Raw genomic sequence first — 20,490 nt, 5'->3', positions numbered from 1 at the left:
CCAAGCCTCCGGCGCGCCAGGCTACCGCCGCCTGGAGGTCGCGGCATAGCGGCATCGGCCGGCTACCTCAAGCGCCATGAGGGGGCACAGTGATTCGACAACCGTAATCCTCGACCGACTTACGGATCTAGCTGCAGAGAACGCGCGCTCCGCTCTCGCGGATCGTCACCAGGCTGATGAGTCCACCAAAAGTGAGCCAGAGCCCACTCAGTACTCCAGCCGGGGATTGTGATCACGGCTCGATGAGCGCTTGTCGCGCGTAATGGCTGCTCATGGCGCGGGCTTGGTGGCGGCGTCGGCGGATTGACCAGAGCAGGGGGTCGGTATGTCGGCGGGCGGGTTCGATGACCAGCTTGTTGAACAGGTGGCGTAGCTCGTTGACGGTCAGCGGAATCAGCCCGGCCGAGTCGGGCTGGTTGCGGTGAGCGGTGGCGGCGGCAAGGAAGGCGTGGGCAAGGATCGCGAGGGTGGTCCAGCGGTGCCAGGACGTCCAGCGGCGGTGCTGGTGCTGGTCCAGGCCGAGCCCGGTCTTCGCGGCTTGAAACGATTCCTCGATCTTCCAGCGGCGCCCAGCGACCATGACCAGCATGTGCAGCGCGGCGGGCTGCGGTGACCAGCAGCGGTAAAAGGCCAACTCGCCGGTGCTGCGGTTGCGGCGGATGAGCAGCCAGTGATGCCCGCCGTGACTGTCGGTGGCGCGGGGCAAGGCGACCAAGGACCAGTCGTAGTAGCGGTAACCCTTCGCGCCTTGCCCGGCGGACATCCGCGGCCACGCGGCGGCGGGAAGCTCTGCAGCCAGCATGTCGACGCGGTAGACGCCGAGACCTGCCGGTGACCGCAGCTTCGATCAATCTGGCTGCCAGCTGTGGCTTGGTCGCGAATCGCACATTCTCGGGGACACCGGCCTCGGCTCGGCGCTGCGGGTCGTCGCACGAGGATTTCGGCAGGTACAGGGCCGTGTCCAGCATTGCGTGAGCGGTCTCGGTGGCGTAGACCAAATGCACGGCGAGCTGGCAATTCTCGATCTTGCCGGCCGTGCCGGAGTACTGCCGTTGGACGCCGACGGTGTGCCGGCCCTTCTTCAGATCACCGGTTTCGTCGATGACCAGCACCGCCGCGGCGTCGCCGAGCTGCTGGCCGATGAACTCGCGGACGTCGGCCCGCACGGCGGCGTCGTCCCACTTCACCCTGTTCAGCAGATCCTGCATCCCGTCCGGGACGACATCACCGGCGTGCTCGGCGATCGTCCAGCAGTTCTTACGCGGTAGTGGAGCCAGTAGGCCCCGGACGAAGTCGCGCATTCGCCGTCGGGGTTCCGGCCGGCCGAAGCGCTTACCGATGGTCAACATCAAGTCGTCGAACAACACCCTCCACCGCTGGGCGTCTACCCTGTATCCCGCAGCCACCGCTGCGTCATGGTCAGTCCACACAACCGTCCATGATCAGCGGTGGCTGCTTCCGCTGGTGCACCACATCGCGCTCGACGTCGATGGTCAGACGAGGATGGCTCAGTGAGTGAAATTCCGGATCTCGGTCCCCCGCCGCAGCGCATCACCGTCGACGCGGAACAGGTGCGTCGGCTCATCTCCGGCCAGTTCCCGGAACCGGCCGATCTCCCGATCGAGCCGGTAGCCAACGGCGGCTGGGACAACTGGACCTTCCACCTCGGCCCCAACAGGCTAGTGCGTCTGCCCAGCGCCGCCGAGTACGCCTTAGCAGTCGATAAGGAGCATCGGTGGCTCCCGGCCCTCGCCGCTCAGCTGCCGCTGCCCGTCCCTGCCCCACTGGCGAAGGGCAAGCCAGGTGCGGGCTACCCCTATCCCTGGTCGATCTACCGATGGCTCGACGGCGAGCCTGCACGCGTAGACCGCATCGCCGACCCGGTGCGATTCGCGCTCGACCTAGCCGAGTTCTTAGCGGCCCTGCAGAGCATCGACAGCGCCGGCGGTCCGCAGCCGGGCATTCACAACTGGTTCCGGGGTGGCACCCTACGCACCTACGACAAGAAGGTTTACGATGCGCTCGCCGAGTTGGCTGGCCACGTCGATGCCGAGCTGATTCGCGAGATTTGGGCGAGGGCGCTCGACGCCCGCTGGGACGGCGTAGACCGCTGGTTCCATGGAGACATCGCCCAGGGAAACCTTCTACTTGCTGACGGCCAGTTGGCGGCCGTCATTGACTTCGGGACATGCGGCGTCGGTGACCCGGCCTGTGACCTAGCGATTGCCTGGACGTTGCTGACCGCCGACGGCCGGCAGGCATTCTGCAAGCGGCTGACGGTCGACGATGCGACATGGGCGCGCGGACGTGGCTGGGCCCTCTGGAAAACCCTCGCCAGCTGCCCCGACACCTTCGAAGATCCTGAGGACGCGAAAGAATTCGCGAACGCGCAGCGCATCCTCGGCGAAATCTTCTCTGAATACACGGCCAGCGCTGTCACCAAGCCGAACCCTTGACAGTGATTACGCCACGGCGCGCCCTCGTCCAGCGTGATCACGATCCCCGGCTGGAGTATTAGCTGGCGCACAACAAGCGACAGGGCGGCGGAGTGCAGGTCGAGGCGCCGGGTCAGCTCGATCAGAACGCGGACGCCTCTGGTGGAGCAGTCCACCGGAGGCATCGAAGGGGTACAGGCCATGGGGGTGGATGCCGAGCAGGTTGCCAAGTTCCTACAGCGACAGTCCGCTGACTATACATCCGGTCGGTGAACAGGTCACGGTTCATCGGCGTCCCAGGTGTAGGCGTGTCCCATCTGGGCCGCCAGCGCGGGGACCGGGCAGCGACCGCGGGAGCGAGCTGGTGCAGGTCAGGCCGCGGTACGGATGGTGATGCGCCGACGGACAAGCGGCCCGCAGCCGGGCCCCGAGGACGTCGCCGAGTTCGAGACCGATGTTCTGGCGGCGTGAAACAGTGCGGGGCGTGGCCTGATCAGGGCGGCCCTCGCACGCCGCTTGCGCGGATCACCCATGCTCGGACGGGTCGCTGTCAGGCGACGAGCATTGCGGGTGATGCAGCCGAACGCGTTTCCCGCTGAGACGATGGGCGGTCCACCTGTGTACGGGTTACTCCTGCTGGCAACGGCGATCGTCTTCGAGGTCATCGGTACCAGTGCGCTGCGGGCGTCGGAAGGTTTCTCCCGGCTCTGGCCGAGCGTGGTCGTCGCCGTGAGCTACGGGGTGTCGTTCCTATGCCTGTCGTTGGCGCTCAAGCAAGGGCTGAGCATGGGCCCCGCGTATGCGATCTGGTCGGGCGTGGGGACCGCGCTGATCACGGTCGTCGGCCTCTACGCCTTCAGCGACAAGATCACTCCCGTCGCCTACGCGGGCATCGCGGTGATCATCCTCGGGGTGGTCCTCGTCAACCTTGGTGGCGGCGGGGCACACTAGTACTGCAACGGCACTCAGCAGGTGAAACGAGTTCATGATCGGGTCGTTGGTCATGGTGTGACGAATGTCGATGTTGCGGTGTGGTCGGCGGAATTGGATCGGTTGCATGCCCGGATCGCGGGCCGGTTCACGCGTGCGGAGCCGCGGCGGCGGGCCCGGCAGTACCTGTGCGGGCTGGTCGCGGGCCTGGATCGGACCAATGGTTGGACCCTGGCGGAGCAGGCCGGCGATGTGTCGCCGGACGGAATGCAACGCCTGTTGCGGTGGGCGGACTGGGACGTCGACACAGTCCGTGACGACGTGCGGGACTACGTGGTCGAGCACCTCGGCGACCCGCAGAGTGTACTGATCATTGACGACACCGGCTTTCTGAAGAAGGGCGTGAAGTCCGCCGGCGTGGCCCGTCAGTACTCGGGAACGGCCGGCAGGGTCGAGAACTGCCAGGTCGGGGTGTTCCTGGCTTACCGCTCGTGCAAGGGTCACGCGTTGATCGACCGGCAGTTGTATCTGCCGCAGGCCTGGACCGACGACCGTGAACGCTGTCGGGCTGCGGGGATCCCGGACGAGGTCGGCTTCGCCACCAAGGTCGAGATGGCCCGCACCATGCTCGGCCGGGCGTTCGCCGCGGGGATCGCACCCGGGTGGGTGACGATGGACGAGGCCTACGGGCAGTCGAAGTCGCTGCGGGTGTGGATGGAAGAGCACGACCAGGCGCATGTGGTCGCCACCCGCCGCAACGATGACGTGGTCACCACCAGCATGGGCTTCGCCCGCGTCGACAACCTGATCGCCGCGCTGCCGGGCCGGGCCTGGTCGAGGATCTCGGCCGGGCCCGGCGCTCACGGACCCCGCGAATACCACTGGGCGCGGACGCCGATCCGGGTGTTCTGGCGGCCGGGTCGCGGGCACTGGCTGCTCGCTCGCCGCAACATCAGCACGGGCGAGCTGGCCTACTACGTCTGCTACGGACCTCGCCAGACCCGGCTGATGGACCTGGCCCGCGTAGCCGGCAGCCGCTGGGCCGTGGAGGAATGCTTCCAGCAAGCCAAAAACGGTGCCGGTCTCGACGAGTATCAGGTCCGTGACTGGCGGGCCTGGTATGCCCACATCACCTTGTCGATGGCCGCGCACGCTTGGCTCGTCGTCGCGAAAACCCTTACCGCAAAGGGGGAACCTGCACCGGCGAGCACATGATGATCGGTTTCACCGTACCCGAGATCAGGCGCCTGATCGCCGCACTGGTCGTCCGCTCCCACCAGCACAGACACCACGTCTGGTGGTGGTCACGATGGCGCCGCACACGCCAATACCAGGCACGGCTATGCCACTACCGACGACGCGGCTATCCACTCACCTAACTGCCGTTGCAGTACTAGGCCGTGTTTCGTAGTGCTCGAAGCCACTGGTTGATGGCGGCGATGGTAAGGGTGGCTTCGTAGCGCACGGCGAGCTTGTCGTACCTGGTGGCCATGGCGCGGTGCTGTTTGAGCTGGTTGATGCGCCACTCCACGGCGTGACGCAGGCGGTAGTTCTCGGGGTCGAAGGCACGCGGACGTCCGCCCTTGGATCCTTGGGCTTTGCGGTGGACGTCCCGGTCGCTCCTGCTGGGGATGCAGGCTCGGATGCCGCGGCAGCGCAGGTCGGCACGGTTGGCCTTGGACGTGTACGCCTTGTGGCCAGCACTGTGTCCGGGCGGGTTCGTGGCCGGCCACCGCCGGTACGGGCGACGCGCACTTTGGCCAGCACGGTGATGAACTGCGGGCTGTCGCCGCGCTGCCCGGCGGTCACCACCACGGCCATCAGCTTGCGGCCCTGTTCACAGGCCAGATGAGTCTTGGTGGTCCAGCCGCCCCTCGATCGGCCGAGCCCGTGATCCGCCGGTTCGGTCTGCACGCCGCCGGGCGGTTCCTTCTGCCCCTCGCCGTGTCGGCGGGCTCCGGCCGCATGCTGATCGGCGCGGCTGATGGTCGAGTCCACGCTTACCATCCAGCCGATCAACCCCGCCGTGTCCGCCCGGGCCTGCAGCAATGCCAGGATCTGCGCAACACCCGAGGCTCGTGTAGCGATGTCATGCCGCAATCAGCGCGACCCGAGCAGGCCGAGGGCGACCAGGGCGGTGCGGGCGGGGCGCACCGTCTCGAGCTGGGCGACGGGAGTACCGAAGAGAGTCCGGGCCCTTTCATTGATGATCTTGCCGAGGCCGGGTAAGGCCGCTGAGCCGGCGGTCGCCCCGGCCGCAGCGCAGAATATGCCAGGCTGGCTCGTCGACAGGATGTCCGTTCTGCCGCTCAGCACGGGCTTCTGCCGGCCGATGAAAGGGTGAGACCTTCATCGCCGAGGACAACTGGATGCGTGTTCGCTCGACCCTGACCGGCTACGTAGCTCTACTCGGCGCGCTGACCGTCGGGTACTTCGCAGTGCCGGGATGGCGGACTGCGACATGGGTTGTGCTGGCTCTTTGCAGTCTGATCGCCATCGTCGTCGGCGTGAAGCTTCATCGTCCCCGCCGACGGGCCCCGTGGCTGCTCTTCGCTGGCGCGGTGCTCGCCTTCGCCGTAGGCGACACCATGATCAACGTCCAGGTCTTGGTACTCGACAGGCAGGTCGGGTTTCCGTCCACCGCCCACCTGGTCTACCTGGCCATCTATCCGCTGATGACCGCAGGATTGATAGCCGCCATCAGGAGCCGGTCGGACAATCCTGGACTAGGAACGGTGTTGGACACGCTCACCGTCACCCTGGGCGTCGGCGTCCTAGCGTGGACCCTCCTGGTCGAGCCGAACCTCACCAATCCTGGCCTCAGCTTGCTGGCAAAGCTCGTATCGGTTGGCTATCCCCTGGGCGACCTGGTCGTCCTGGCGACGCTCGTGCAACTGCTGACCCGTTCTCGCGTGCGCGGCGTATCGGTGATCATGGTGGCGTTCGCCGCGGCGGCGCTCTTCAGCGGCGATGTGCTCTACGCGGCCGCGCATCTGGGGGACGGCTGGGAGATTGCAAGCCCGATCGACCTGGCCTGGGTCGTCTTCTACGGCGGATTGGGTGCTGCCGCCCTGCATCCGTCGATGCGGTGCCTTACCGAGCCGTCGCCGGAGGCCGAGGCCGACTCCAGGGTCGGCGTGGTTCGGATCGCGTTGCTGTGTTTCGCCGCCAGCATCGCCCCGGCGGTGCTCGTCGCCAGGGCGCTGTTGACCCAGGCGGGTGAAGTAGCCGCCATCGCGGTCGTGGTGATTGCCGTCTTTCTCGTGGTCTCCGCGCGCCTTGCGGGCGTCGTCGCGCATTACCAGCAAGCGCTCGCCCGAGAGCGTGTACTGGGTCGCGTTCACGCGGCGCTGTCGAGCGCGCGTAGCGTCAACGAGGTGTTGGCCATTGCTGAGCGGGCCATGGGAGAACTGCTGGCGCCAAGGCCGCACCACGCTCAGGTGTGGTCTGGGGCCGGAAGGCAGCCGGCGCAGAGCGACATCGGCCTTCGCCCCTCGGTATTGCTGCCGGCTGCTGAGCTACCCACCGAGTTACGCGCCGACATGGTCCACCTGCCATACGGGCTGCTGCTGCCGCTGACTGATACAGGCCTCCTTGTGGAGGCGGAATCCCCGTCTCCGGTGCTGGTCGCGGCAGGCGCCGAGGTGGCGTTGCGACGTGCACGGTGCTCTTTGGAACTGCTCGCCGCTCAAGCCGCAGAAGCACTCAACCGTGTCGCACTCAACGAAGAGATCACGCGACGGCAGACCGAGGAGTATTTCCGCAGCGTGGTGCAGCACGCCAGCGACATCATCATCGTCATCAACGGCGACGGCCTGATCCGGTACGCGACCCCCTCAACCGCGAGGCTGTTCGGTGCGGTCACGCCGGGTACGCCGGTGTTGAACCTGCTGCACCACCAGCAGCGGGCCCAGGCAGAAACCGTGATCGAAGCGGTGCGTAACAACAGGAACATCGACGAGCCTACCGACTGGTGCCTGATGCGCCCCGACGGCGCGCTGATCACCGTCGAGGCCACGTGCAAGAACCTGCACGACGACTCGACCGTCAACGGGTTGGTGCTCACCATGCGTGACGTCACCGAACAACGACGGCTTCAGCACGAACTCACCGGGCTCGCCTACAACGACGGTCTCACTGGGCTAGGCAACCGAGCCTATTTCGTGGAACGTTTGCACCAGGCAGCCCAGAACGGGGTACATACCGATCGGCTCGTTGGTGTTCTCCTCCTGGACGTCGACGACTTTCAGGCCGTCAACGACACTATGGGTCACCAAGCCGGTGACGAGCTGCTCACCGTACTGGCTGAACGACTACGCGCAGTCGTTGCCAACCCCGATGACGTCGCCCGGCTCGGCGCGGACGAATTCGCCGTACTGGTGACCGACGCCTCTCATCCCGAAGCACTGGAGCAGCGTGCCGCGACGCTGCTGGAAAGCCTGCGCCAACCGGTCACCGTGACGGCGGGCATCACCGAGCACACCGCCAGCTGCGGTATCGCCAGCACGGCACAAGCCACCGACGGCGAGGACCTACTGCGTCAGGCCGACGTCGCACTGCGCACCGCGAAAACGGCCGGCAAGAACCAATGGGCTCGCTACCAGGCACAGCTGCACGAGCTCACCCGACAACGAATCGAGCTGCGCGCGGCCCTGGCCCAGGCGCTCGCAGAAGGAGACTTCCTCCTGCACTTCCAGCCCATCGTCAGACTCGACGACGCCGTACCGGTCGGCTACGAAGCACTGGTGCGCTGGCAGCACCGGACAAGAGGGATGGTGCCACCGGACGAATTCATCGAAGTAGCGGAGGACAGCGGACTCATCGTGGAACTCGGCGACTGGGTTCTGGGGGAGGCATTACGAACGCTGGCCGGCTGGCGCCGCATGGCGCAGTACACCGCTGGAGAATCACCGTATGTCAGCGTCAACGTCTCCGCTCGCCAGTTCCGCAGCCCGGGCTTCGTGGACCGGTTCCGGCATCTGCTCGACGAAACCGGTGTCCCCGCCGACAACCTGCTACTAGAGATCACCGAGAGTCTCCTGCTCCGCGACGACGAACAGGTCTGGACGGACCTCATGCAGCTGCGCTCTTGGGGAGTGCGGATCGCGATCGACGACTTCGGCACGGGATACTCCTCGCTCAGCTACCTGCGCCAGTTCCCCGTCGACGTACTGAAGATCGACAAATCCTTCCTCGACGACATGGCGCACTCGGCACAACAACAGGCCGTCGTGGACGCGATCTTGCGACTGGCCAGAACCCTGGAACTAACGGTCGTCGCGGAAGGGATCGAGGAACCAACCCAACGACAGCTGCTCCTGCACCTCGGCTGTCCGCTCGGTCAGGGCTACCTATTCTCCCGGCCCGTACCCGCCGGCGAAATCGCACACCCGGCAAGACGACGACCCGTGGACGCGACATGAACAGACGTCATGTCCTCCATGGAGAGCAGATGTTGAAGAACGTCTCGCCCATCGGGTCGGCCGGGTCGTAGATCGTCGCGCCGAGCTGCAGCCGGATCCGACGCTCGGCTAGGTAGCCCCCGATCTGCCAGGCGTGGACACCGAGGGGGCAAGCCAGTCCAGCTCCGGCACCACGAGGGTATCGCCGGTGCGGACCGCAGCGAGGGGCCCGGTCCAGGCCGGGTCGAGCCCGGCTGGTGTCGGACTACGCCCGGTCGAGGTAGATCTGGATCGACGGCCACGCCGAGGCCTGGCCCTGCACCTGCTGCCGTCCGCGCTGGTGCTGGTCCACACCCGCCTGGCCGACCGGGTCACTGACGACCGGCCTTCGTCGGCCGGCTCACCGACCATGACCTGCGCATCTGACGCCGCTGCTGGTCCAGCTTGTTTCTGGTCCAACCTGCGGTAGATCGTCGGTGCCGCGGTCTCTCGAACGTGCCGTGCAGCGCCACACAGGTCCGGAATCGCCTCCCGCCGATGAGAGCCAAGCCAGCCGTTTCTCGCACGGCGCCGCCTTGGTCCTGATCCACCGCACACAATCTGGCCAGACGACTCACGCCATCATCGTGCTGGTGCCACCCACGGTAGCGATCGAAGTGACCACGCTTGTGACCACAAGATCCACTAGAGCGATCTTGGCCGAGCGATGTCCGTCCATGAAAAGCCGCTGACCAGGATCACTTCCGCCCCTCGCCGAGGACCTCGTCCAGAGGTACACGAACTGACGGAGATCGCGCCGGATGACGGTTTCACCGCGGAGCGGATCCCGTCGCCACGAGCGAAGTGCGCTTGTCGGGTCTGTGCCAGCGCGGTGATCCCACCTGTAGGAGCGAGATACCATCCACCGTGGTAGATAACCCGCTGACTGCGTGCCTGACCGTCGTGCAGGCCGCGGCTGGGTACGGCAAGACCACGGCAGTACGGCGCTGGCTGGACGAAAGCGCCGCGCGCTGGCTGTCCGGCGCCGCGCTGACCACCGGCGCACGCGGCACGGTGCCGGACGGCACGACGACGATCGTCGACGACGTACACCTCGCTCAGCCGGGCGTGCTGCTGCCGGCGTTGGGCGAACAGAGCCGGCTGGTCGTGATCGGTCGCTGCCCGCCGCCCGCCGCCGCACTACCGACCGATGCGATTCCCGCGCGGGTGGGACCGGTCGGCCTGGCGATGGATGCCGGCGGCACGGCCGGGTTGCTCGACCGCAGCTACGGTGTGACCGGCGCCGACCTGGCCGAGCAGGTCTACCGGTTCACTTTCGGCTGGCCGACCCTGGTACATCTTGTCGGCGCCGCGTTAGCCACCGACCCGGCGCTCACCGCGATGGTGTCCGGGGATCGGCTGCTGGCGGCGCTGGCCGGACCGGGGTCCACGATCCTCGGATTCCTCACCGAGCAGGTCTTCGCCGGCCTCGACCCCGCAACTCGCCGGTTGCTGGCCGACGCCGCCCAGGTGGAGTCGATCTCCGTGGAGCTTGCCCGAACGCTCGGCCACCGCCGCGCCGGCGACGCGATCGATCACCTCACGCGACTGGGTCTGCTCGCTTCACCGGGACCGGCACCGGGTCAGCTGCCCAAACCAGGGCCTGCGCCGACGGACGGCGAGCACCACGTGGTACCGCTGGTGGCCGCGGCCGCCCGTGGACACCTGTCGCGACCGGCGACGCGGCAGCGGGTGCTGGCAGCCGCGGCCGGTTGGTACCGCACGAGGAACCGGCCGGCTGAGGCGCTCCGGCTGGCTGCCACGGCCGGAGACGACGCGGGCTGCGCCACACTGCTGGCCGAACACGGCGGGGCGTTGCTCTTCTCCGGGGCGGCGGCCCGAGTGGTGGCCGTGGCGTCGCGCCTGCCGGCGGGAGTGCGAGACGAGCACACCGACCTGCTGCTGGCCGAGGCGTTGGAGACGACCGGGGACCCCCGTGCAGCGCTGGCGGTCTACGCGTCGTTGGCCGTCGACCTGCACCGGAGACTGCGGCCCGCGCTGGCCTGGCGGTACGGTGCGGCCACCTATATGTGGCGTGATCCACGTGACGCGCTGCGGGTGTTCTCCCGGGGCGCGCTCACCGACGAGGACACCGCCGACGAGGCCCTGCTGCTGGGCTGGACGGCGGCAGCGCACTGGCTGACCGGCGACGAGCCGCAGTGCCGGTCTTACGCCGAGCGGGCCCACCGGTCCGCGGTCGCCTGTGGCGACGAACGGGCCCGGGCCAACGCGTACGTGGCTCTCGCCCTCTGCGCGAACCTGGCCGCGGACCCGGCCGCGCTGATGGCGCACTATCAGCGGGCGCTGCGGCTGGCCGAGGGGGTCGGTGACACCGTCCTCGTCACTCGAATCCGGGCCAACATGGCCGCCGGGCTGGAACGGCAGGGCCGCCACGCGGAGGCGCTGGAGGTGCTTGTCCCGGCGACCTGTCTCGCCGAGCGCAACGGCCACGTGGGCATGCTCGCGATGGCATTGTGCAATGAGGGCATGCTGTTGCGCCGGTTGGGCCGGCTGGACGAGGCTGCGTCCCGGCTCATCCGGTCCATCGAGCTGTACCAGCACATGGACTCGCGCAAGGTGACGTACCCGCTCAGCGGCCTCGCCGACGTCCACCGCCAACGCGGCCGGCTGGGTGAGGCGGAGGCGCTGTACCGCGAGGCGATGCGTGCCGCGTCGGGCGAGGCCAACAGGCAGGGCATGGTCCCGGCACTGGCCGGGCTGGCACTTGTAGTGGCCGCGGACCGGCCGGCCGAGGCCACCGATCTGTGCCGGGAGGCACTGCGGCATGCGTCCGGTTCGCAGGTGCCCACCGCGCACCTTGCCGCCGGGACGATCGCCGTGCGCGCCGGTGACCTGGCCGAGGCGCTACGGCATGCACGCGCCGCGGCGGAGGCCGCCGGGCGCCAGCGCGACCGGCCCGGACTCGCGGAGGCGCTGGAACTGCAATCGACGGCGACCGCTGACCCCGCCGAGGCCAGCCGCGCACTGACCGAAGCGTTGGCCATCTGGCAGGAGACCCACGCCTCGGTGGAGATCGACCGGGTACGCATCACGCTCGGGCAGTTGCCGGGCGCCGGCACCGAGCAGCGGGCCAGCGCCCGGCTCGCCGCCGGCCGGCTGCGCGCGGCCGGTGTCACGCCTACCCCGCCGGCCAGGCCCGGCCCGGCCGCCCCGGCCCAGGTGGAGATCCGCACGCTGGGCGGCTTCAGCGTGCTCGTCGGCGGCGACCCGGTACCGCCGGCCGCATGGCCCTCCCAGAAGGCGCGGGATCTGCTCCGCGTCCTGGTCGCCAGGCGAGGCCGCCCGGTGCCCCGCGACGAACTCGCCGAACTGCTCTGGGGCAACGGCCCCGGCGGGCAGAGCGAGCGCATCAGCCACCGGTTGTCGGTCGCGCTGTCAACCGTGCGTAGCGTGCTCGACCCGGGCCGGTGCGTCTCGCCGCACCACTTTATAGCCGCGAGTCAGGCGAACATCACGCTGAACCTCGATCGCCTGACGGTGGACGTGGAGGAGTTTCTGACCACCGCACAGCAGGGCCTGCGGCTGTCCGAATACGACCGGCACGCCGACGCCTACGCCGTGCTGGCCGAGGCCGAGCGGTGCTTCAGCGGTGAGGTGTTCGCGGGCGAACCCTACGACGACTGGGCCCGTGCGCTGCGCGAGGAGGCACGGGCGACGTACCTGCACGTGCTGCGGGCGCTGGCGGTGCTGGCCCGGCGCGATCACGATGTCGACGACGCGGTCCGCTATCTGTTGCGTCTGCTGGCCATCGATCAGTACGACGAGCAATCGCACCAGAGCCTGATCGCCGTACTGGCCCGGGCAGGTCACTTCGGCGAGGCTGCGCGCGCCCAGCAGCACTATGCCGAGGCCATGCGGGAGATTGGTATCACAGCGACGGAAATCATCGGGCCCGCGTTGCGCGACCGGCGTCGGAGTCCGACGGCCGACAGCGCACTTTGACGACGCTTTGAGGGCGCTCTGACCCGGCGGACGACACTGCTGGAATCCGTTGCCGATCAGGGAGGTCTCATGTCGTCGAAACACCTGTCGTGGAAGCGCACCGCAGGTCTGGTACTGGGCGGTGCTGTCGCGTTGCTCGGGGTTTCCGTACCCGCCGCGGCCGCTCCCGGCCCCGACCCGGTGAATCCGCAGGGCATCAAGATGTACGGGGCGGAGTACGCGCCCGACCAGTGCCTCTTCCTGCGTCAGTTGCATCCGGCGGAGCAGAAGTACCGCAATGTCAACAACGTGCCGTTCACCTACGAGGAGGCCAAGTTCGGCGCCGAATGGTTCGACGTCGCCTGTGGACAGCTCTCCTTCACGGTTCCGTTCGGAGCCCAGGCACTGGTCGACCTGACAGCCGTAGCGGAACTGGACTGTCAGGGTAAAGAGGAGGCCAGCATCGGATGGTGCGGCGGCCGGTTCCTGGTCAACGGCTCTCCGACCTTGCCAGACAACACCGGGCGCCCCGACAGCTATGCCTGGGACTCGGCCAAGGGCGGGGCGAACGACTGGCAGGCCAACACGTTGGCCCAGGAGTATGTGGCGACCTGCCGCGAATCCGCCAATCAACAGCCGTGCGTCTACCGGGTGCAGTTGCAGTCCCGGTTGGAGGCAGGCGCCACCAGCCTGTGGATCGACGATCTGACCATGCGAGTGGACGTGACCGTCGCCCCGGTGACCATCAATGCCGGACCCACCACGCCGTAGGCACCATCAGACCGGATCGCGAGGTTGGCCACCAGTAGCGACAGCCGACGTGAGCGGCGACGACAGGCGATGCCGGCTCGGTGAGCGCCGGCACCGCAGGCCGGTGGCCGGCCGTGCGCCGCGAGGTGGCCGGGTCGGCATCGTCCAGTCCAGATGCTGTCAGCTCTTGGGCGATACCGGCTGCGCCGGGCCCGGAGTAGCTGTTCTCGTCACCGATCGCGGTGGTCGTCACTTTCGCCGGAGTCTTCCGCGTTGGTCCACCACACCCGGCCGACACCGGTGCACCACACGAAGATCGGACCGTGGGTGCCGGTGGACACCAGGGTCGAGGCGATGAACCACTCGTACTGGCCATCGGAGTCCCACAGTGTCGGCGGCGGGTGTTGTACCAGCCTTCGATGTACTCGAATATCGCCTGCCGGGCGGTCTCGCGGGTGGGCCAGGCCCGCCGGTGCAGCAGTTCGGTCTCGATCGTGGCGAAAAACGATTCGGCGACGGCGTTGTCCCCGCACAACTCGACGATCTCGGCCTTGAACTCCGGCGTGAACACACGCCGCGGCCTCCGAGATCGCTTCTTACTCACGCTCTCCATGATGCTGGACATCCTCCCGGAGACCCAGATCCCCTGAGTCATGGTGATGTCGGCCTTCCAGCCGCCATCGGCTGCGGCCGTGGACGCGATCGCCACCGGCTTCAACGCCGCGACCATCTGCGTGGCGGACAACTGGGTCGTCGTGTCGGCGGCGTACGCGGCACCGGGCACCGTGAGCACGCCGGCAGCGTTGCATTTCGCCCGGCGAGATGTCGCCGGCCTGTTCCGCCAGGGTCCAGCCGTTGATCCGGTCCAGGCCCCCGACCAGCCCGGAAAGGTACTGCCGGGCCCGCCGCCGAGGCCCCGAACGCGTGAATGCCGCAGGAGGGGTCGCGCCGATGGAGAGCGGGACTGGTGGAGGGTGGTGCTCCTCGTCCCGCGCGGTCAGCGGGGGCGAGGCCGTGCCGTTGACACGACCTCCGTCGTCCGCCCGGGTTCAGACAGCGAGGGTGTGGCTAGCGTTCTGCGGGACGGCCCCACCGTGGTTGAGGGGCGAGGGCGTGTCGGGGCCGGGGAAGGAACCTGCGCAAATCCGTCTCGCGTGTTGATCCGAAGCATGCCGAGCCACGTAGTTCCGCTCACCAGGGACGTTCCCAGGCCATGGCTGGAGGCTGACGTGTTCGCCATCAATCGGATGTTGCGGTGGCAGCGCCGCCTGTGGGGTGCGGCGCTGGCCACCGCGGTTCTCCTTCTGCTGGACCCGCAGGGGGCACGTGCTGAACCCGGCGTACCGGACCCGCCGAACGGGCTGATCACCGACCGGGGCAAGGGCGAGGTCTCCGACGCCGACCGCGACTTCGCGGTGAAGGTCCGCCTCGCCGGGCTCTGGGAGATTCCCGCCGGCAAGATGGCTCAGGAGAAGTCGGACGATCCCCGGATCCAGTCCATCGGGCGCGACATCGCCGCCCAGCACGTCGCGCTCGACCAGCTCGTCCGCGACGCGGCCAAGAAGCTGGACGTCTCCCTGCCGAACAAGCCCAACGCCGACCAACAGGGTTGGCTCGACGAGATGCGCGACGCGGAGGGCGAAGAGTTCGACCGGGTGTACATCGACCGGCTGCGGGCGGCCCACGGCAAGATCTTCCCGGCCATCGCCACGATCCGGGCGAGCACCCGCAACGACACGATGCGCAAACTCGCCCAGCGCACCAACCAGTTCGTCATGACGCACATGACCCTGCTGGAGAGCAGCGGCATCGTCGACTTCGCCGCGCTGCCGACCGCAGCCCCGCCGGGATCCGCCACGGGCGGATCGGCAGGTGCCACACAGCTTCAGTCAGCGGCGAGATCCGAGACGTCCACACCGGTGCTCGCCTTCGTCCTGGTGGCGCTCGCGAGCGCGGCCATATCGGTCTTCATCGTCCGGCACTTCAGCCAAGATTCCCGCCGGCCCTACCGGCGGCAACGAAGCCGGCGCTTCGCGCCCGGATCCGATCCGGGCCCGTACCGTCCTCGGCAGACGCCTCGTGGCACAGGTCAGGCTGAACATGATCAAGCGCTTGGCGTCGCAAGTGGAGCCCGCACAGCGTTCCTTCCCTGATCGCGCCCAGCGCGGCGCGGATGCCGCGAACGTCCCGGCGAACGGCTGCACACGGCACCCGGCCGAACCCGCCCACCGGCCGAATGGAGGCGGCACCAGCCTGTCCGGTTGCCGCGCCTTCCAGCGGGTACGCCATGAGGCATTGACCAAGGGACTGGGAAGTTGTGGCACGGGTGCCTGGACCGCGAGAACGCAATCACCCTGCGCCTGCCGCACCGTATTTGAGCAGCCTCAAAAGGGTTGAAACGGCTCACTCAGCGAATCCGCCCCTTTCTTCGCCAGCCGTCACCAGCACCCCTTGTGTAAAATCTTGGTCAGCCGCATTGACGGCAAACGGAAATAGTCCCAATATGGCGTTCACCTGGCCCTTGCTCCCTCGTTCCAATTCGCGGCGTCGGCGATATATCGGCGCTTTCGCGGATCCAGTAAAACGACCCCTTCCCTGGGACAGGCCATTGTGTGCGCACGAGACGGGGCATTTCATGACCGCAACACAGAGCAACGAACCAGAGGGCCGGCAGGCTGGACCGCCGGCAGCGAAAAAGGAGAAAAAGGCCGTGTTCCCCATGGTCTTCCTGGTGCAACCGGTCGCCGACGTCGAGGTGATACCCCCGGAACGGCTCGCCGAGTGGGAGAGAATGACGATGGAGTTCCTCCGCACTCAGGTTCGAGAGATCCGTGATCGGGCCGTGGTTATTCCGGATGACGATGGTGGCGCCGACCCCAACACCGGCACCTGCACCGGAACGATTTCCGGGGATCCCCGCAAAGTCGACGATCCCGACTACGACTAACCCCGGGTCTTGTTCATGAGCGAGTCGGTGACATCCTGCCACATCGCCATCCTGTCGCTTCGGAACGACTTACACGCCTTGCTCGTTCAGCAGGAGTTGCGTCAGCGCGAGGGCGTCATCTGTAGCGTGATCGAAACGGACCGTCTCGCCGGAAGCGGCGGCATCACCTGGTCGGATAACGTCTGCCTACTGCCGTCGCACGAGGGCGACCTGGTCGACGTGCGGGAACTGGACCTCATCTGGCTGCGACGGTTCAACGTTCCCCAGGTCGTGCCCCCGTTCGTAACGGATCCGGCGCAGATCCAGGTCATCAGAAATGACTGCCACTGGGCGCTGCTCGGCCTTCTGGTCACCGAGTTCCGCGGAACCTGGATAAGTGATCCGCACGCCACCCGGCTGGCCGACAACAAGCTCGTGCAGCTGCGCGCCGCCGAGGCATGTGGCCTACGGATTCCTCGCACCCTCGTCAGCCAGGATCCACGACAGATCCGGCAGTTCCACGCGTCCATGCCCAACGGTGTCATCGTCAAGACGATCAAAGGCAGTACGGTTTGGCCGCTGCTGACCGCACCGGTTCTTGAGGAGCACCTGGCCGCCGAGGACTCGATGCGGCTCGCGCCGGCGATCTACCAGGAGCACGTGCCCGGGTTCCGGCACCTGCGGGTCCTGGTCCTCGAGGAAACGGCGTACGCCGTGCAGATCGAGTCACCCGACCTAGATTGGCGCAGAAACCTGAACGTACCCATCTACGAAGTTCGGCTGGACGGTAACCTGACGCGGCGCCTCGCCGAACTCCTGCACCGCCTGGGCCTGCGCATGGGGGTGTTCGACCTGAAACTCGATGACGCTCGGGACCCGGTGTGGCTGGAACTCAATCCGCAGGGTCAGTTCCTCTTCGCACAGGGACTCCTCGGGCTGGATCTGGTAACACCGTTCGCGGACTTCGTCTGCCAGGAGGTGCGACGCGGAGTAACCATGATGTGAGCAGGCGCCACGCACACGAACCGCCGTACTTGCAGGTGGATATGGTCAGCCGGCGGCCGCTGGCCGGTAAGTCCGCCAGCCAGCGCGGGTGATGCCGGTCTTGGTGCCCATAGAACCGCTGGCCTGCTCGCCTCCGACCGCCGGATCGCCGCTGAGACCCGCCTTATCCGGCCCGGGCAGCGCTGGGCAAGGCGTTGAAATGGCGTCCAGACCGATATTCCCGCACGTCACCAGCTTGTCCAAATTTGCCAACAGGATCCCGTTCAGCTACCCAAGCGCAGGGCCACCTCGCCCAGGAGATTCGGGCCTCCGGCGCCGCGGTCACCCTCGTCGTCCACTAGCACAAGCGGCTGGGCCGCGGTCTGGAGTTGGCCGCCCTGGTTGAGCAGCTGAAAGCACCCGGCGTCGGCCTAGAGTTCCTCGCCGGTGAGCTGCAGGGCTCGCATGCCCCGTCGGGAATCGTGTTCACCGTGCTGGCGGCCCCGTCCGGGAGGGAACGCGAGTACATCCGCGACCGCACCCTGGAAGGCCACGAGTCCGGCCGCACCCGGGGCAAGAGCATCGGCGGCGCCAGCGTCACCGACGACCACATGCTGTCCATGGCACTGCACCTGCGCAGCCAAGAGATGAGCCTGCGCGACGTCGCCTCGCAACTCGTCATCACAAAGGGGGAGAAGAAAGGGCAACACCCGTCCCCGGCCGCCCGGCCCTCACAGGTGGGCCGAGGCTCAGCCGCGGCGGCCGGCCCGGCCGGCGCCAGCAGCGCGGTCGTCGCCACGCCTGCGACGGTCAGCAATAGGGACAGCCGGCCCTGCGTCGGGTTCGGTCTGTCGTCTGCACAGTCGGTTCTTCCGTGCGATTCCGGGGGGGGTAGCGCCCTCGTCGGCCGGTCGGTTCAACACGCGCTCCCGCGGCGACCGGTTCGACGCTGAGAGATGCCACACAGTCTCCGCCCGGCTGCCTTGGGGCGTTGCTAACGATCTTGCGACCTGGGGTCGAAGAGTTGGTCAACGAGGAACAGCCCCGCCCCTAGCTTCCAGCGAAGAAGCGCGGTTTGTGTAACGCTCCGCACGCCGTCCGATCTCTAGCCGCGGCCAGTCGGCGAGGTCTCGCAGCATTTGCCGGTCGTGGCTGGCGACGACGACGGCGGCTCTGGTCTCGCGGATTGCGTTGGTGAGTTCGTCGATCAGCGCCGACGACAGGTGGTTGGTCGGTTCGTCGAGCAGGATCAGGCCGGGTCGCTCGGCCAGCGCCAGGGCCAGGTCGAGGCGCCGCCGCTGGCCCTGCGACATCCGCCCGACCGGTGTGCCCATGGCGTCGGTGTCCAGGAGTCCGAGCGCGCCGAGTCCGACGGTGTCGGCGTCGCGCAGCCCGGCATGGACGACCAGCCGCCCCACGTGGCGGGCGTACACCTGGCTGGCGGTGAGTGCGAGGTCGTGCTCGGTGGTCTCCTGAGTGATCAGGGCGATGCGGGTGTCGCTCGCGGTCCAGAGGCGTCCGTCCGTGGGGTGGAGGGCACCGGCCAGCACCGCGAGCAGGGTGGATTTTCCGGCACCGTTGGATCCGGTGACGAGCAGCCGGTCACTGCCGTCGAGGGTGAGGTCGATCGGACCGGCGAGTCGCCCGTTTACGGTGACGCCATGCGCGCGTAGCTGTGGTGCCCCCGGTCGGGCCACCGGGTCGGGCCAGTGCAGTGTCGGCGGCGGCTGCGGAACGTCGATGCGGTGCACGGCGAGGGCGTCCTGCTGCCGGTTGAGGGCCTGCACGACACCCGGCGCGCGGGACTGGCGCTGGTGCTTGCCGGTGCCCTTGTCCGGCCGCCAGCCGGTGGAGAGCCGGTCACGGGCCGCCGACACCGCGTCGGCCAGCCGTCGGTGCTCGGCCTGCTGCTGTTCGTAGTCCTGTTCCCAGCGCTCACGCTCGCGGCGCAGGGCGTGCTGCCAGGCGTCGTAGCCGCCGGCGTACAGCCGCGGCGTGCCGTCGCGGCTCGGGTCGAGGTCGCAGAACCGGTCGGCGACGTCGCGCAACAGCGCCCGGTCGTGGCTGACGACGACGAGGCCGCCGGCGTGCTGGCGTAGCTGGCGGGTCAGGAAGTCCAGCCCGCCGGCGTCGAGGTGGTTGGTGGGCTCGTCGAGCAGCAGCACGTCGTGCCGGGCGGCGAGCAGGCACGCCAGCCGCACCCGGTAGCGCTGCCCCACCGACAGCGTCGCCAGGCAACGGTTACGGTCTGGGCAGGCGCCGATGGCGTCCAGGGCGACGTCGATGCGGCGTTCGGCGTCCCACGCATCGAGGCGGGTGGCAGCCTCCAATGCCACGGCGTAGCGGTCGTCGGCGGCCGGATCACCGGCGGTCATTGCCAAGGTCGCCTCATGCAGCGCGGTGAGGGCCGCGAGCGGGGCGGCCAGCGCCGCGGACGTCAGGGTGCCGACCGTCTCACCATCACGTGCCGCCAGTTCCTGGCGGGCCAGGCCGATCGTGCCGGCGCGGTGCACGGTGCCCTCATCGGGCGGGATCAGGCCGGCGAGGACGTGCAGCAGCGTCGTCTTACCGCGGCCGTTCTCGCCGACGACGGCGATCCGGGACCGGGCCGATACGGTGACCGACACGTCGTGCAAGACACGTCGCGACCCGCGGGTGACGGCGACGCCCTTGGCGCGGATGTGCGCGCTGTCGCCCGCTGGGAGGAGCGGGGACAGGATCTCAGGGATAGGGGTGAGGTTCAACAGGTACTCCGCGGCTCGCAGTGGAGCCGGGCAGCAGCAGGCGGCCGCCCGGCGGGGTCCGGGACGGCGAGCGCGGATTCAGCAGGGGAAGGCGCCGCCGTCAGCGGGCGGTGCGGACCTTCTGCGACCAGATACCTCGTGCCATGACGTTCACGGTACCTGACCCGCCCGTGGCTTCCAGCGAAGAACTGCTGCCGTCGTTGCAGAGCTGGAGAGGTTCTGCGGGAGCGTCTCACAAGAGAGGGCTTGGAGGTCGCGGTCAGGTTGACCGCGGACCGGTGGGATCGGGCCGTACCGGCGACCACAGTGGCCACCGCCCAAATGGTGGTGGTCGCCGT

At 68.0% G+C, this 20,490-nt stretch carries 11 protein-coding genes and 3 pseudogenes; 10 read left to right on the top strand and 4 right to left on the bottom strand.

The features are described 5' to 3' along the window. Positions 1 to 232: 232 nt before the first annotated feature. A pseudogene (locus tag EDD30_RS32830) lies at positions 233 to 1,349 on the bottom strand (IS701 family transposase). A gap of 162 nt (positions 1,350 to 1,511) precedes the next feature. Between EDD30_RS32830 and EDD30_RS32825 the strand changes: the two are divergent. From EDD30_RS32825 to EDD30_RS32815, 3 genes are all read left to right on the top strand, one after another. Continuing rightward, positions 1,512 to 2,456 (top strand): aminoglycoside phosphotransferase family protein, encoded by a 945-nt coding sequence (locus EDD30_RS32825; protein ID WP_071803709.1) that lies wholly within the window; start codon positions 1,512 to 1,514, stop codon positions 2,454 to 2,456. Between the two features lie 582 nt (positions 2,457 to 3,038). Next, positions 3,039 to 3,386, top strand: coding sequence for a DMT family transporter (locus EDD30_RS32820; RefSeq protein WP_071803722.1), 348 nt, complete (start codon positions 3,039 to 3,041; stop codon positions 3,384 to 3,386). Positions 3,387 to 3,443: 57 nt separating this feature from the next. After that, on the top strand, positions 3,444 to 4,580 hold the full coding sequence (locus tag EDD30_RS32815) for an IS701 family transposase (RefSeq protein WP_084557716.1): 1,137 nt from the start codon (positions 3,444 to 3,446) through the stop codon (positions 4,578 to 4,580). A gap of 178 nt (positions 4,581 to 4,758) precedes the next feature. Here the strand turns inward: EDD30_RS32815 and EDD30_RS32810 are convergent. Beyond that, positions 4,759 to 5,426, bottom strand: a pseudogene (locus EDD30_RS32810) (IS5 family transposase); the annotation flags it as partial. Between the two features lie 308 nt (positions 5,427 to 5,734). Here EDD30_RS32810 and EDD30_RS32800 point away from each other — a divergent pair. From EDD30_RS32800 to EDD30_RS32785, 3 genes are all read left to right on the top strand, one after another. Continuing rightward, a complete protein-coding gene (locus tag EDD30_RS32800) occupies positions 5,735 to 8,788 on the top strand; it encodes a bifunctional diguanylate cyclase/phosphodiesterase (RefSeq protein ID WP_071807596.1) in 3,054 nt (1,017 codons plus the stop codon). An 885-nt stretch (positions 8,789 to 9,673) separates the two neighbouring features. Continuing rightward, positions 9,674 to 12,769, top strand: a complete 3,096-nt coding sequence (locus EDD30_RS32790; RefSeq protein ID WP_143162854.1) for an AfsR/SARP family transcriptional regulator — start codon at positions 9,674 to 9,676, stop codon at positions 12,767 to 12,769. Between the two features lie 69 nt (positions 12,770 to 12,838). Further along, complete coding sequence (locus EDD30_RS32785) at positions 12,839 to 13,519, top strand: hypothetical protein (protein ID WP_071807594.1); 681 nt, start codon at positions 12,839 to 12,841, stop codon at positions 13,517 to 13,519. Here the strand turns inward: EDD30_RS32785 and EDD30_RS42260 are convergent. Then, a pseudogene (locus EDD30_RS42260) lies at positions 13,494 to 14,024 on the bottom strand (IS3 family transposase); the annotation flags it as partial. The gene EDD30_RS32785 and the pseudogene EDD30_RS42260 sit on opposite strands and share 26 nt — an antisense overlap. A 703-nt stretch (positions 14,025 to 14,727) precedes the next feature. Between EDD30_RS42260 and EDD30_RS32770 the strand changes: the two are divergent. From EDD30_RS32770 to EDD30_RS40080, 4 genes are all read left to right on the top strand, one after another. Then, complete coding sequence (locus EDD30_RS32770) at positions 14,728 to 15,651, top strand: DUF4142 domain-containing protein (RefSeq protein WP_244945484.1); 924 nt, start codon at positions 14,728 to 14,730, stop codon at positions 15,649 to 15,651. A 482-nt stretch (positions 15,652 to 16,133) separates the two neighbouring features. After that, positions 16,134 to 16,445, top strand: coding sequence for a hypothetical protein (locus EDD30_RS32765; RefSeq protein WP_143162748.1), 312 nt, complete (start codon positions 16,134 to 16,136; stop codon positions 16,443 to 16,445). A 15-nt stretch (positions 16,446 to 16,460) separates the two neighbouring features. Next, positions 16,461 to 17,429 (top strand): ATP-grasp domain-containing protein, encoded by a 969-nt coding sequence (locus EDD30_RS32760; protein ID WP_123678644.1) that lies wholly within the window; start codon positions 16,461 to 16,463, stop codon positions 17,427 to 17,429. A 350-nt stretch (positions 17,430 to 17,779) separates the two neighbouring features. Then, the gene (locus EDD30_RS40080; protein WP_280526229.1) at positions 17,780 to 18,361 is read left to right on the top strand and encodes a recombinase family protein; all 582 of its coding nucleotides are present in this window, start codon (positions 17,780 to 17,782) and stop codon (positions 18,359 to 18,361) included. A 75-nt stretch (positions 18,362 to 18,436) separates the two neighbouring features. Here EDD30_RS40080 and EDD30_RS32750 read toward each other — a convergent pair whose 3' ends face one another. Further along, a complete protein-coding gene (locus EDD30_RS32750; protein ID WP_084556523.1) occupies positions 18,437 to 20,152 on the bottom strand; it encodes an ABC-F family ATP-binding cassette domain-containing protein in 1,716 nt (571 codons plus the stop codon). Positions 20,153 to 20,490 lie beyond the last annotated feature (338 nt).

It is taken from the genome of Couchioplanes caeruleus (assembly GCF_003751945.1).
GTDB classification, from domain to species: Bacteria; Actinomycetota; Actinomycetes; order Mycobacteriales; family Micromonosporaceae; genus Actinoplanes; species Actinoplanes caeruleus.
Note: the sequence above shows the minus strand (reverse complement) of the source record. Positions and strands in the feature narration are given on the sequence as shown.

Excerpts from the sequence above, each read along its gene's own strand:
- EDD30_RS32765 (WP_143162748.1), top strand. The coding sequence starts at position 16,134 with ATGACCGCAACACAGAGCAACGAACCAGAGGGCCGGCAGGCTGGACCG.
- EDD30_RS32820 (WP_071803722.1), top strand. The coding sequence starts at position 3,039 with ATGGGCGGTCCACCTGTGTACGGGTTACTCCTGCTGGCAACGGCGATC.
- EDD30_RS32760 (WP_123678644.1), top strand. The coding sequence starts at position 16,461 with ATGAGCGAGTCGGTGACATCCTGCCACATCGCCATCCTGTCGCTTCGG.
- EDD30_RS32800 (WP_071807596.1), top strand. The coding sequence starts at position 5,735 with ATGCGTGTTCGCTCGACCCTGACCGGCTACGTAGCTCTACTCGGCGCG.
- EDD30_RS32785 (WP_071807594.1), top strand. The coding sequence starts at position 12,839 with ATGTCGTCGAAACACCTGTCGTGGAAGCGCACCGCAGGTCTGGTACTG.